The sequence below is a fragment of the Brevibacterium sp. MGP-B1 genome (assembly GCF_057766545.1).
The window spans coordinates 981,175-994,383 of the sequence record NZ_CM173407.1 but is presented as its reverse complement, the minus strand read 5'-3'; the positions used below and the strand labels follow the sequence as shown (position 1 = coordinate 994,383).

The window sequence follows — 13,209 nt, the reverse complement described above, 5'->3', positions numbered from 1 at the left end:
GTGAGGGTCGTCATCTGGGGCGCCGGCTTCCCGCCGGCCGGGACTGTCACTGTGCATGAGGAGATCTTACCAACTTCCCGACAGCGGTCGGCCCTCTTCGTAGCCGGCGGCGCTCTGGACACCGACCGCGGCCAGACGCGCGAATTCTCCGAGATCACCGGCCCCGGCGTAGGTGCAGGAGCTGCGGACGCCCGAAGTGATGCCGTCGAGCAGGTCCTCGACCCCAGGAGATTCAGGGTCGATGTACATGGTCGACGAAGAGATGCCTTCTTCGAACAGTCCCTTCCGAGCGCGCGCAAAGGCCGATTCCGCTCTGGTCCGGTTGGCCACGGCCCGAGCCGAAGCCATGCCGAAGCTCTCCTTGTACTTCCGGCCCTCTCCGTCGACGAGCAGGTCGCCAGGCGATTCGTGGGTCCCGGCGAACCAGGATCCGACCATCACCTGAGAGGCCCCGGCCGCCAGGGCCAGAGCGACATCGCGGGGGTAGCGGACTCCGCCGTCGGCCCACACGTGGGCGCCCAGCTCGCGAGCCGCCTCGGCGCATTCGAGCACTGCGGAGAACTGGGGACGACCGACCGCGGTCATCATCCTGGTCGTGCACATGGCGCCCGGGCCGACTCCGACCTTGACGATGTCAGCGCCGGCAGCGACGAGGTCGCGGACCCCCTCGGCGGTGACGACGTTTCCGGCCACGATCGGCACCCCGAGTTCGGCATCGGCGATCGCCGACAGTGTGTCGAGCATCTTCACCTGGTGGCCATGGGCGGTGTCGACGACGAGGACGTCCGCACCGGCTTCGACCAGCGCTGTGGCACGTTCGACCGCGGCACCGTTGACGCCGATGGCCACGGCGACCTTCAGCCGTCCCCGATCGTCGAAATTGGGCGTGTAGATGGACGAGCGCAGCAGCGACTTCGGAGTCAGGCTGCCGAGCACCGTGTTCTCATCGTCGACGACGGCGGCGAACTCGGCTCGCGACTCCGTCATCGACTCGAAGAGGGACTCCAGCTGCGCAGCGTCCTCCCAGTCGACCTCGGAGGCGCGGATGACATGCGGTGAGGAGTCCAACAGCTCCGCCACCGAGGTGAAGCGATCGACTCCGCGCAGATCTGCGGCATTGATGATGCCTTCGAGCTTTCCCGCGTCGTCGACGACGACGCCGAAGCCGTGCGGACGCTTGGCCAGCACGTGCAGAGCATTGAGCACTGTGTCCTCGGGTGAGAAGCGCAGCGCGGATTCGAAGATCCGGTCGCGGCTCTTGACCCAGGCGATGGTCTCCTGCGCAACGGTCAGCGGAATGTCCTGGGGCAGCACCGCCAGTCCCCCGCGACGTGCCATCGTCTCCGCCATCCGTCGACCGGACACAGCGGTCATATTCGCTGCCACGAGTGGCGTCGTCGACCCGGTCGGATCGGTCGTTGTGAGGTCGACTTCGAAGCGCGAAGTCAGCGCCGACGAGTTCGGCACGAGGAAGACATCTGAGTAGGTGAGATCGGTGTTCGGGTCATTTGAGATGAAACGCATAACACTATTGTCCCTTAACTGCACATTCGATGGCACATCACGTTAGGCTTGGAGATGTCGTTAAGCAGCAAGTCTTGAATCAGGAAGTAGGCGATCAACGCCGTGTCCGTCAATACTCCGAACCGCACCGTTGAAGACTTCGGGTCGAATGAGTGGCTGGTCGAGGAATTGTATGAGCAGTACAAGTCAGATAAGAATTCGGTCGACCAGTCTTGGTGGCCCTTCTTCGACAAGTACGAAAAGAACGGCGGAGGCGCTCAGTCCGCTGCCGAGCCCGCCGCCAAGCAGGAGGCGAAGCCGGCCGCGAAGAAGTCGGATGCCAAGGCCCCTGCCTCAGCTGCAGCCCCGGCGACCTCCCGTGAGACCTCTCGCGGCGTCTCCCCGTCTTCGGCTGAGTCCGAGACGCTGAAGGCAGAGACCAAGTCCGTGCCGAAGGTCACCGCGAAGGAAGCCGCACCGAAGCCCGCACCGGAGGAGACGATCACTCCCCTGCGCGGCCCCGCGAAGCTCATCGCCAAGAATATGGATGAGTCGCTCGAAGTCCCGACCGCCACCTCGGTCCGGGCCCTGCCTGCCAAGGCGCTCATCGACAACCGGATCGTCATCAACTCGCACCTCAAGCGCACCCGAGGCGGGAAGGTCTCCTTCACCCACCTCATCGGCTTCGCCGTGATCCGCGCCCTGCAGAACTTCCCCTCGCAGAACGTCTCCTACGACGTCCGCGACGGCAAGCCCGTGATGGTCTCCCCCGCCCACATCAACTTCGGCCTCGCCATCGACGTGCCGAAGAAGGACGGATCACGCACCCTGCTGGTGCCCAACGTCAAGAAGGCCGAGACGCTGACCTTCCGCCAGTTCGTCGACGCCTACGACGGCCTCGTCGACAAGGCACGGCAGGGCAAGCTCACCGCCGACGACTTCGCCGGCACCACCGTCTCGCTGACGAACCCCGGCGGAATCGGCACGGTCCACTCCGTTCCGCGTCTGACCAAGGGTCAGGGCTGCATCATCGGCGTCGGCGCGCTCGACTACCCCGCCGAGTTCCAGGGTGCCAGCCAGCAGACCATCAACTCTCTGGCCGTGTCCAAGGTGCTGACCATGACCTCGACCTACGATCACCGCGTGATCCAGGGAGCCGGTTCGGGCGAGTTCCTCAAGCTCGTCCACAGCTACCTGCTCGGCGAAGACGGCTTCTACGACGATGTCTTCGAATCCCTGCGCCTGCCCTACGAGCCGGTGCGCTGGGTTCCCGACGTCTCGGCCGAAGACCAGGACGACGTCAACAAGACCGCACGCGTCATCGAACTCATCGATGCCTACCGCACGCGCGGTCACCTCATGGCCAATATCGATCCTCTGGTCTACCGTCAGCGGTCCCACCCGGATCTCGACATCAATCAGCACGGTCTGACCCTGTGGGATCTCGAACGCGAGTTCCCCACCGGCGGGTTCGGATCGAAGCCGATGATGCCCTTCCGCAGCATCCTCGGGCTGCTGCGTGAGAGCTACTGCCGGACCACCGGCTTCGAATACATGCACATCGCCGACCCGGTCCAGCGCCGCTGGTTCCAGTCGAAGATCGAGGTCCCGCATCAGGAGCTCACCCGTTCGGAGCAGGGACACATCCTCGGCCGTCTCAACGCCGCCGAGGCCTTCGAGACCTTCCTCCAGACGAAGTACATCGGACAGAAGCGCTTCAGCCTCGAAGGCGGAGAGTCCGCGATCGTCCTGCTCGACGAGATCCTCAACCAGTCCGCCGACACCGGCCTCGATGAGGTCGCCATCGGCATGGCCCACCGTGGTCGCCTCAACGTGCTGACGAACATCGCCGGCAAGTCCTATGCGCAGATCTTCCGTGAGTTCGACGGAACCATGTCCCCGGACAGCGTCCAGGGCTCCGGCGATGTGAAGTACCACCTGGGCACCAAGGGTTCGTTCACCTCGCCGGCAGGCAACACCACCGGCGTCTACGTCGCGGCCAACCCCAGCCACCTCGAGACCGTCGATCCGGTCCTCGAAGGCATCGTGCGCGCCAAGCAGGATCTCGTCGACCAGGGCGAGTCCGGCTTCACCGTGCTGCCGGTCCTCGTCCACGGCGATGCCGCATTCGCCGGACAGGGTGTGGTCACCGAGACGCTCAACCTCTCCGAGCTGCGCGGCTACCGCACCGGCGGAACGGTCCACGTCATCATCAACAACCAGGTCGGGTTCACCACTCCCCCCGCCTCGGCGCGGTCCTCGTTCTACTGCACGGACGTCGCCAAGTCGATCAACGCCCCGATCTTCCACGTCAACGGCGATGATCCCGAGGCCGTCGTCCGGGCGGCCCGCCTGGCCTTCGAATACCGCCAGGAATTCAACCGGGACGTCGTCATCGACCTCGTGTGCTACCGCCGCCGCGGCCACAACGAGGGCGACGATCCGTCGATGACCCAGCCGACGATGTACTCCCTCATCGAGAAGAAGGGCTCGGTGCGCAAGCTCTACACCGAATCCCTCGTCGGCAGGAAGTGCATCACCGACGAAGAGGCCGCCGAGGCGCTCAAGGACTACCAGTCCAAGCTGGAATCGGCCTTCGCCGAGACCAAGGAAGCCGAGACCGGCTCCTACGACGGAGAAGCATTCAACGCTCCCTACGAGCCTAGCGACATCGAGACCTTCAACGACGCCGAGACGGCCATCAGCCCCGAGACGCTGCAGCGCATCGGCGAGGCCTTCACCGAGATCCCCGAAGGCTTCACGGTTCACAAGAAGCTGCGGGCGCTGCTCGAGAAGCGCAAGGAGATGTCGTTGTCCGGCGGAATCGACTGGGGCTTCGCCGAGCTGCTGGCCTTCGGTTCGCTGCTCATGGACGGCGTGCCGGTGCGGCTGGCAGGTCAGGACTCCCGTCGCGGAACATTCGTCCAGCGCCACTCCGTGCTCATCGACTCGGTCAACGGCAACGAATGGACGCCGCTGCAGAACCTCACCGAGGAGCAGGCTCGCTTCTGGGTCTACGACTCCCTGCTCAGCGAGTACGCCGCCGTCGGCTTCGAATACGGCTACTCCGTCGAACGCAAGGACGCCCTCGTGGCGTGGGAGGCTCAGTTCGGTGACTTCGCACAGGGTGCGCAGACCGTCATCGACGAGTTCATCTCCTCCTCCGAGCAGAAGTGGCAGCAGAACTCCGGTGTCGTCATGCTCCTGCCCCACGGCTACGAGGGGCAGGGACCCGACCATTCCTCGGGTCGCATCGAGCGTTACCTCCAGCTGTGCGCGGAGAACAACATGACGGTGGCCTACCCGTCCTCGGGTGCCTCGTACTTCCACCTGCTGCGTCGCCACGCCTCGACGACGAACAAGCGTCCGCTCATCGTCTTCACCCCGAAGTCGATGCTTCGCCTCAAGGCTGCGGCGAACTCGCCGGAGGACTTCACCTCGGGCAAGTTCCAGGCCGTCATCGACGATACGGACGTCGACGCCTCGCAGGTCGAGCGCGTCGTCCTCGTCTCCGGCAAGCTCTACTGGGAGCTCAAAGCCAAGCGGGAGAAGGACAACGACACGAAGATGGCGCTCGTCCGCCTCGAGCAGCTCTACCCGCTCGACGAGGCGGCCATCACCGCCGTGCTCGATCGCTTCCCGGCCGATGCCGAGATCGTCTGGGCCCAGGAAGAGCCGGAGAACCAGGGAGCATGGCCGTTCATGGCACTGCACCTGCCCGAGCTCCTCGGCGGTCGTGAGGTCAAGGTCATCTCCCGTGCCGCTTCTGCCGCCACCTCGACCGGGCTCAAGCACTTCCACGAAGCCCAGCAGAAGGAACTCGTCGACCGGATCTTCAGCCGGTGAGCAGCGACGTCACCACAACCATCGCCGTGGTCGGAGGCCCTTTGGTCGCCGGCCACGGCGATGGCCGTGGCCTGGGGTGGGTCGGTCGGGTGACGGCGAGGACTCTGCCGAGTCTGCCTGAGCTCAAGGTGTATCCCCTGGCCGTCCCGACCGAGGATTCCGCGGGTCTTCACGCTCGGACCATCGCCGAGGCGTCCCTGCGGTTCACTCGGGAAGGGGACAATCGTCTCGTGCTGGCTCTGGGTTCCGGGGATCTCGATTCGGGGCGTTCGGTGGCCAGGGCCCGGCTCGATGTGGCCAACATCCTCGACGAGGCGTTGGCTCGGAAGGTCTCGACCTTCGTGCTGGGCCCACCGCCTGAACACGACGGTGACCGCAACCGTCGCATCGCCGAGCTCAACGCCAGCTTCTCCGATGTGGCCAAGCGGCGCGGCATCACCTATGTCGACACCTTCACGCCCCTCCTCGGCCATCCCGTATGGCAGCGCGAGGTCGCATCGTCGCGGGACCATCTGCCGGCGCAGGAAGGATACGGTCTGCTGGCCTGGCTCGTTCTCCATCGCGGCTGGTTCAACTGGCTGGGAGTCCAGGACGTCCTCGGCGACAGCTGAGCCGTCGATGGGGCGCCCGACCGAAGATCTCTGCGGTGCCCGGCCGACGAAGAGCTCAGCGGTGACAGTCGCATCCTCTTGTCAGACCGATTCGGCAAGGTGGGTGACCTGGTCCGACTTTGCTCTGCTCGGGTGATCATGAGACAATTGAGCGTCTATCAAAGGAGGGCACAATGAGCAAGCGTGGCCGTAAGCGTCGCGATCGCCGCCGTAAGAAAGCAAACCACGGCAAGCGTCCAAACGCATGATTCGCTGATACGTTCGGTGAATGACGAAGGCGGGAAGAGATTCGATTCTCTTCCCGCCTTCGTTGTGTCCGTGGACTGCCCTGTGTCTGGGCGCCGGTCAGGAGTTCTGTTCGAGCGCGATCCGCTGCCGGATCTTCTCTCGCAGTCCCATCGGGGCACGGTCGTGACTGCACGAACGACGCACGAGCTCTTTGAGCAGCGCTTCGATCTCGTACTCGTCATGACACGACGGGCACTGTTCGAGGTGGATCGAGATCTCGCGGATCTCCGTCGTCGTCAGTTCTCCGTCGAGGTAGTGGTAGATGCGCATCAGTGACTCGGTCCTGACGCTTTCGCAGCATCCTTCGTCGCTCATTTCGCACCTCCCTCGGGACTCACGAAACCGCGCTCGGCGGCATAGTCGGCCAGCATCTCCCGCAGCTGTCGGCGACCGCGGTGCAGTCGGGACATCACAGTGCCGATCGGCGTCTCCATGATCTCGGCGATCTCCTTGTACGGCAGGCCTTCGACATCGGCGTAGTAGACGACCATGCGGAAGTCTTCGGGCAGTGCCGAGAGCGCTTCCTTGACGTCGGAGTCGGGAAGGTGGTCGAGGGCTTCGAGTTCCGCGGAACGACCGCCGGAGGACGAGTGGCTGTTCGCTTGGGCGATCTGCCAGTCCTCGATGTCTTCGCTGCCGTGTTCCTGCGGCTGACGCTGCTTCTTGCGGTAGTTGTTGATGAAGGTGTTCGTCAGGATCCGGTACAGCCAGGCCTTGAGGTTGGTTCCGGGCTTGTACTGGTGGAAGGCGGCATACGCCTTCGCATAGGCTTCCTGGACGAGGTCTTCGGCGTCGGCCGGATTCCGGGTCATACGCAGAGCAGCTGCGTAGAGCTGGTTGACATATTCCAGAGCATCCCGTTCGAAACGCGCCGACCTCTCGGCGTCGGTTTCGGGGGCTTCTTTGACTGATTCGGTCATCGCAGTCAATGGTACGCCCGTTCTCTCCAGGACGGCAGTGGCGCTCACAGACTTCTCCTTCTGCCTGTCGACTTCCCGACGGGTGCACCCGTCGAATGGCTTCACCCCGTACAACATCGGACCGACGTCCCACTATTCCCACCTCAGCAGTTATGCTTGCCAGTGAGATGACCGCCACGTAGGAAGGACCACTGTGTCTCCCATTCGTCTTATCGCACGGCCCATGCTGGCCGCCGGCTACATCCTCAACGGCGTCGAACGACTGCGCAAGCCGGAGGCAGCGGCCGCATCGGTCGGCCCGCTCCTCAACCAGGCTCGCAAGCGGGTCGACGTCCCCGTCGACGCAGTGACTCTCGCCCGAGCCACCGGGGTTGCCCAGGTCGCTGCCGGTTCGATGCTCGCCATCGGACGCTTCCCCCGCCTCAGCGCATCGATCCTCGTCGGCACCTACCTGCTCGACACCGTCGGGGAGCGTCTGTCTGCTGACAAGACGACGTCGAAGGAGGAGAAGAAGGTCCGCAACGAACGCACTCTTCTGCGCACCTCGATGCTCGGCGGTGCCCTGCTCGCCGCCGTCGACACTGCTGGACGCCCCGGCCTGTGGTGGCGGACCCAGCACGCGGCCGAAGACCTGTGGTCGAGCGTGGAAGACACCTCGAAGCAGGCTCTGAGCGCACTCGGAGTTGACTGACATCTCCACGCACACTCCCCCGGCGACCGGCGACTGGCAGCCGCCGGTCGCCGGTTCCGCCGTCTCTGCCACTGTGACCGTTCCCGGTTCCAAGTCCCTGACGAACCGCTATCTCATCCTTGCGGCTCTCGCCCGTTCCGGCTCCGATCTCAAGGGATGGCTGCGCAGCCGCGACACCCTGCTCATGGTCGACGCCTTGCGTCGCCTCGGCGCCGTGATCGACGAAGACGGCGATGAGCTCCACATCGAGCCGATCCCCTTCTCGGGCGGACACGCGCCCACAGACGCAGCTGCGCAGGATTCCGCACCGATCACCATCGACTGCGGTCTCGCCGGAACCGTGATGCGCTTCATCCCCCCACTTGCCGCGCTCACCGGCCGTGAGGTCGTCCTCGACGGCGACGAACAGGCCCGGGTGCGGCCGATGTCGGTGACGATCGAGTCGCTGCGGGAGCTCGGTGCGTCGATCACCTCCGCCGCGAACACATTGCCGATGACGATCCACGCCGACTCACAGCTGCGCGGCGGCCACCTCGGCATCGACGCCAGCGCCTCCAGCCAATTCGTCTCTGGTCTGCTCCTCACCGCTCCCGTCATGCCTTTGGGACTCGAACTCACCAACACTGCGGACTCGGTGCCCAGCCGAACGCACGTGGACATGACGATCGAAGTCCTCCGCGATGCGGGCGTCGACATCAGCGAGCCCGAACCCGAGCGCTGGATCGTCGAACCAGGACTTCCGCGCGGTCTCGACGTGCAGGTCGAACCCGACCTGTCCAATGCCGCAGCCTTCGCAGCGGCGGCCGTGGCCACCGGCGGATCCGTGACCATCGCCGACTGGCCCGTGCACACCACGCAGGCAGGTGACGGCTTCCGCGAGATCGCCGAGGCGTTCGGAGCCACGGTGCGCCTCGATAGGGAAGGACTGCATGTGCAGGGCCCGGACCGGCTCACCCCGGTCGATCTCGACCTGTCGGCCGTCGGCGAACTCACCCCAGTGGTCTCGGCTCTCGCCGCTTTGGCCGAAGGAACGTCGCAGCTGCGCGGTATCGGGCATCTGCGTGGGCACGAGACCGACCGTCTGGCGGCTCTGACCAGAGAGTACGGTGCCATCGGCGTCGATGTCGTCGAACATGCCGAGGCGCTGACGATCACCGGCACCACGCACCTGCGCCCGGCGCTGTGGCATACCTACCACGACCACCGCATGGTCATGGCCGGTGCCGTCCTCGCCTTGCGCAATGACGGTATGGTCATCGAGAACGCCGGCACTGTCGCCAAGACCCTGCCTGCCTTCACTCAGCTGTGGGAAGCCATGCTCACCCCCGGAGCCTGATATGGCGAAGATCTTGCGCGATGAGGACTACCGCCCCCGGCCGAACCGACGCGGTTCACGACCGCGGACGAAGAACCGTCCCGACCACAAGGACGCTGTTTCGGGTCTGGTCACCGCGGTCGATCGGGGCCGGTACCGGGTCATCCTCGCTGACGACGACGGGAAGTTTCCGTCGAGTCCCCCGATTCGGAAGAAGGGGAAACGGTCACGTGGGGCCACCTCGGTGACGGCGGTACGCGCCTCGCACCTGCGCAAGCACGCGATCGTCCCCGGCGACGTCGTCCGCCTCGTCGGCGACACCTCGGGGGCCGAGGGGACCCTGGCCAGGCTCGTGGAGATCACCGAGCGGCAGACCCTGCTGCGCCGCAGCGCCGATGACACCGACCCGACAGAGCGCGTCCTCGTCGCCAACGTCGACGTCATGGGCATCGTCACGGCCACCGTGGACCCGGATCCCTCGTTCGGACTCATCGATCGCGCGCTCGTCGCGGCCTTCGATGCAGGGATCACTCCGCTGCTCATCGTCACGAAGACCGATCTGCACCCGGCGACGAAACTGCAGGAACGCTTCTCCGCGTCCGGGATCGACATCGTCGAATCCTCCATCGATCCCGATGCTGAGCCGACCGATACGACAATCGCCGCGAACGATGCGGCCCGCGACGAAGCAGAACCCCACGCCGAGGTGGCCGAGCGTCTCCGCGGACGCATCAGCGTCCTCGTCGGCCATTCCGGGGTGGGCAAATCCACGCTGACCAACGTTCTCGTTCCCGCCGCCGACCGCGCGACGGGCCATGTCAACGACGTGACCGGACGCGGACGTCACACCTCGTCCTCGGCCGTGTGCCTGCCGTTGGAACGCGGCGGATGGCTCATCGACACCCCGGGAGTGCGCAGCTTCGGCCTGGCCCATGTGGACCGGGAGACCCTGCTCTCCGCCTTCCCCGAACTCGTCGAGGCCACGGCCGATTGCCCCCGCGGATGCACTCACCTCGCGGACTCTCCCGGCTGCCGACTCGATGAATGGGTGGCCGATGGCAAGGCCGGACCGGGAGGAGTCTCACGGCTGGAGTCCCTGCGCCGGCTGCTGCCCTCGACTGGATAGGCTGGAGGCATGAACGACCTCGACCTGGCGATCGAACTCGCCGATCTCGCCGATGCCATCAGCCACCCGCACTTCCGGGCACAGGACTTCGCCGTCGAAACCAAACCCGATCTCACCCCGGTCACCGAATGCGACCGTGCGGTGGAGAAAGCGATCATGGATCGCCTCACAGAGGTTCGACCCGATGACAGCGTGCTCGGTGAGGAATTCGGTGCACACGGACAGTCATCGCGACGGTGGATCATCGATCCCATCGACGGAACGAAGAACTTCGTGCGCGGAGTGCCAGTGTGGGCGACGCTGATCTCCCTCTACGACGGTGATCAGCCGCTGCTGGGAGTCGTCTCCGCTCCCGCACTCGGGCGCCGGTGGTGGGCGGAAGCGGGCCAGGGCGCCTATGCGACCGAGTTCGGGTCCCCGGCCGAACGCATCGCTGTGTCATCGGTCGATTCTCTCGCCGATGCGTCCCTGTCGTATTCGTCGCTGTCGGGCTGGAAGGAACTCGGCATCCTCGATGAGTTCCTCGATCTCTGCGATTCGCTGTGGCGCACTCGCGGATACGGCGATTTCTACTCCTATATGCTGCTCGCCGAGGGGGCTGTCGACCTCGCCTGCGAACCCGAGCTCGCGCTCTACGATATGGGAGCGCTCGTACCCATCGTCCTCGAAGCCGGAGGCACCTTCACGAACACGGCCGGTGTTCCAGGGCCGTTCGGCGGCAATGCGCTGGCCAGCAATTCTCGACTCCATGAAGCCGCACTCGATCGACTCGGTCGGGTCGCTCCCGCGGAGGTCTCCTGATGCCGGACATCATGAGAGCCCCGCTGTGGCATGAGATGGCCGAGGCCGCCGGTCTGACGAATCCGGATGGGTCGATCGGTGAGACGATCTACGGGCAGATGACGAAGTTCGCCGCCGAGGTCGGAGCCGTCAACCTCGGGCAGGGCGCTCCAGGCACCGAACCTCCGGACGAGCTCATCGCCGCGACGGAAGAGGCGATGCGGGCCGGTTTCAATCAGTACGCCCCCGGTCAGGGATACCCGCAGCTGCTCGAGGCTGTGGCCGCTCAACGCGGACGCGATTTCGGCCAGCACGTCGATCCTGACGAGGTGCTCTACACTGCGGGCGCCACGGAGGGCCTGACCGCTGCGATCCTCGCACTGCTGCCGCGCGGCGGCTCCCTTGTCGCCTTCGAACCTTTCTACGACTCCTATCCGGCGGCGATCGCTGCCGCCGGAGGCACTCTGCACACGGTGCCGATCATCCCCGATGGCCATGGCGACTTCGCCCCGGACTGGGAGGCTTTCGACCGAGTGATCGCCGAGGTCGATCCGGCGATCATCCTCGTCAACACTCCGCACAATCCCACCGGGTTCATCTTCTCTGCCGCTGATCTCGCCCGCATCGGACGAGCCGCCGAGGCGGTCGACGCCTGGGTGCTCTCCGATGAGGTCTACGAGCAGCTCGTCCTGACCGATCTGGGGCATGTCCCTCCCGCCGTTGCCATCGAGGATTCTGCACGCGTCGTCACGGTCTCCTCGGCGGGCAAATCATGGAACACGACGGGGTGGAAGATCGGCTGGGTCATCGCCTCTCCCGAGGTTCGCCAGGCCATTCAGACCGTCAAGCAGTTCCTGTCGTTCACGGCCGGCGGTCCGATGCAGATCGGAATGGCCGATATGCTGGTCGGCGATTCGCAGTTCGTCGCCGAGAACCGAGCTTCGCTGCGGGCCCGCGCTGAGGTTCTCGTGCCCGCCTGTCGCTCGGTGCCGGGTGCTCGGGTCTCCACTCCGCGGGCCGGCTATTTCACAGTGGTGGACTTCTCTGCGCTGACAGATCTCGATGCCTTCGAGCTCAATGAGCTGCTGGCCAGAGAATTCTCCTTGGTCGGGATTCCCGTCCCTGCTCTGTGCAGGCCGGGCAGCCCGGCGCACGCGGCCTATAGGTCCTCGATCCGATATTCGTTCTGCAAGTCCGTTGCCGATGTCGACAAGGGCGCACAGCTGTTCATCGCACTCGGTGGGCATCTGCGGGAGCACCCGGAGGCGCTGCGTCGGAGGCACTGAGCATCACCCGCTTTCGCGGTCGAGGCAGAACGAGTTCCTGATGCAAGGGAAGGCACATGAGTCGCCACGCCGAGTGACATGAGTCGCCGCGCCGAAAGACGCCAGAAGGGGCGAACCGCATAGGCGGTTCGCCCCTTCTGTGTCGGGCAGCGACGCTGCCCGTTGAGTCTGGCTCCGTGTCGGCGCACGCGCCGATCAGCAGCTCAGCTCAGGACATATCAGGCCTTGACGAGCTCGAGTTCGAGTTCGATCTTGATCTTGTCGGAGACGAGGAGCTCTCCTCCGCCGAGGAGAGCTTCGAAGGACATTCCGAAGTCCTTGCGGTTGACCGTGGCGGTGGCCGAGAGGCCGGCGACCTGGTTGCCGTTCGGGTCGGTGGCAACTCCTGCGAATTCGGTGGCGAAGGCGACTTCCTTGGTCACGCCGCGCATCGTAAGCTCACCGACGGTCGAGAACTCATCGGCGCCGTCGGCCTTGATCGCGGTCGACTTGAAGCTCAGCTTCGGGTGTTCCTCGGCGAGGAAGAAGTCACCGCTCTTGAGGTGACCGTCGCGCTGCTCGTTGCGGGTGTTGATCGAGTTCGCTGAGGCCTCGGCGGACACGGCGCTGTCTTCGAGGGTCTCACCGACGTTCACGCTGCCGGCGATCTCTTCGAAGTGGCCGCGGACCTTCGAGACGCCCGCGTGGCGAGCAGTGAAGGTGAACTCCGAGTGAATGGGGTCGATGTTCCAGGTTCCGGCGGTGAGTCCCTGAGGCAGAGCAGTCACGATTTCTCCTTTTGGTTGAAATTTGAAGTACAAAATGTACTCTAGTTCAACTTTCAATCATCTGCAACCCCTGCAG

At 64.9% G+C, this 13,209-nt stretch carries 12 protein-coding genes; 8 read left to right on the top strand and 4 right to left on the bottom strand.

What is annotated here, in order from left to right; genetic code table 11:
• Nucleotides 1-66: 66 nt before the first annotated feature.
• Nucleotides 67-1,524: a GMP reductase gene (gene guaB1 / locus AC3CD9_RS04570; protein WP_488366531.1), complete on the bottom strand. Its 1,458-nt coding sequence runs from the start codon at nucleotides 1,522-1,524 to the stop codon at nucleotides 67-69.
• A gap of 102 nt (nucleotides 1,525-1,626) precedes the next feature.
• Between guaB1 and AC3CD9_RS04565 the strand changes: the two genes are divergently transcribed.
• The 3 genes from AC3CD9_RS04565 (at nucleotide 1,627) to AC3CD9_RS04555 (ending at nucleotide 6,208) form a co-directional block, all read left to right on the top strand.
• Nucleotides 1,627-5,349: a multifunctional oxoglutarate decarboxylase/oxoglutarate dehydrogenase thiamine pyrophosphate-binding subunit/dihydrolipoyllysine-residue succinyltransferase subunit gene (locus AC3CD9_RS04565; RefSeq protein ID WP_488366530.1), complete on the top strand. Its 3,723-nt coding sequence runs from the start codon at nucleotides 1,627-1,629 to the stop codon at nucleotides 5,347-5,349.
• Nucleotides 5,346-5,960 carry a GDSL-type esterase/lipase family protein gene (locus AC3CD9_RS04560; protein ID WP_488366528.1) on the top strand — a complete coding sequence of 205 codons (615 nt, stop codon included), beginning with the start codon at nucleotides 5,346-5,348 and terminating at the stop codon, nucleotides 5,958-5,960. Before AC3CD9_RS04565 ends, AC3CD9_RS04560 begins: the two co-directional genes overlap by 4 nt.
• 173 nt (nucleotides 5,961-6,133) lie before the next feature.
• On the top strand, nucleotides 6,134-6,208 hold the full coding sequence (locus AC3CD9_RS04555; protein WP_098731028.1) for a 50S ribosomal protein bL37: 75 nt from the start codon (nucleotides 6,134-6,136) through the stop codon (nucleotides 6,206-6,208).
• Between the two features lie 97 nt (nucleotides 6,209-6,305).
• Here AC3CD9_RS04555 and rsrA read toward each other — a convergent pair whose 3' ends face one another.
• Together rsrA and AC3CD9_RS04545 are read right to left on the bottom strand one after the other, a co-directional pair.
• Nucleotides 6,306-6,563 (bottom strand): mycothiol system anti-sigma-R factor, encoded by a 258-nt coding sequence (rsrA, locus tag AC3CD9_RS04550; protein ID WP_039210641.1) that lies wholly within the window; start codon nucleotides 6,561-6,563, stop codon nucleotides 6,306-6,308.
• Nucleotides 6,560-7,285 carry a sigma-70 family RNA polymerase sigma factor gene (locus AC3CD9_RS04545; RefSeq protein WP_488366527.1) on the bottom strand — a complete coding sequence of 242 codons (726 nt, stop codon included), beginning with the start codon at nucleotides 7,283-7,285 and terminating at the stop codon, nucleotides 6,560-6,562. The genes rsrA and AC3CD9_RS04545 overlap by 4 nt, the downstream gene beginning before the upstream one ends.
• Nucleotides 7,286-7,361: 76 nt before the next feature.
• On the opposite strand from AC3CD9_RS04545, the gene AC3CD9_RS04540 reads away from it, so the two are divergent.
• From AC3CD9_RS04540 to AC3CD9_RS04520, 5 genes are read left to right on the top strand one after another with little or no spacing between them, the layout of a single operon-like run.
• Nucleotides 7,362-7,859 carry a DoxX family protein gene (locus tag AC3CD9_RS04540; RefSeq protein WP_488366526.1) on the top strand — a complete coding sequence of 166 codons (498 nt, stop codon included), beginning with the start codon at nucleotides 7,362-7,364 and terminating at the stop codon, nucleotides 7,857-7,859.
• Nucleotides 7,852-9,195, top strand: coding sequence for a 3-phosphoshikimate 1-carboxyvinyltransferase (gene aroA / locus AC3CD9_RS04535; protein ID WP_488366525.1), 1,344 nt, complete (start codon nucleotides 7,852-7,854; stop codon nucleotides 9,193-9,195). Before AC3CD9_RS04540 ends, aroA begins: the two co-directional genes overlap by 8 nt.
• A 1-nt stretch (nucleotide 9,196) precedes the next feature.
• Nucleotides 9,197-10,300, top strand: coding sequence for a ribosome small subunit-dependent GTPase A (gene rsgA / locus AC3CD9_RS04530; RefSeq protein ID WP_488366524.1), 1,104 nt, complete (start codon nucleotides 9,197-9,199; stop codon nucleotides 10,298-10,300).
• 9 nt (nucleotides 10,301-10,309) lie between these two features.
• Nucleotides 10,310-11,101 carry a histidinol-phosphatase gene (hisN, locus tag AC3CD9_RS04525; RefSeq protein ID WP_488366523.1) on the top strand — a complete coding sequence of 264 codons (792 nt, stop codon included), beginning with the start codon at nucleotides 10,310-10,312 and terminating at the stop codon, nucleotides 11,099-11,101.
• Nucleotides 11,101-12,366: an aminotransferase class I/II-fold pyridoxal phosphate-dependent enzyme gene (locus AC3CD9_RS04520; protein WP_488366522.1), complete on the top strand. Its 1,266-nt coding sequence runs from the start codon at nucleotides 11,101-11,103 to the stop codon at nucleotides 12,364-12,366. The genes hisN and AC3CD9_RS04520 overlap by 1 nt, the downstream gene beginning before the upstream one ends.
• Before the next feature lie 218 nt (nucleotides 12,367-12,584).
• Here the strand turns inward: AC3CD9_RS04520 and AC3CD9_RS04515 are convergent, their stop codons facing one another.
• Nucleotides 12,585-13,133, bottom strand: a complete 549-nt coding sequence (locus AC3CD9_RS04515; protein WP_488366520.1) for a YceI family protein — start codon at nucleotides 13,131-13,133, stop codon at nucleotides 12,585-12,587.
• Nucleotides 13,134-13,209: the final 76 nt, after the last annotated feature.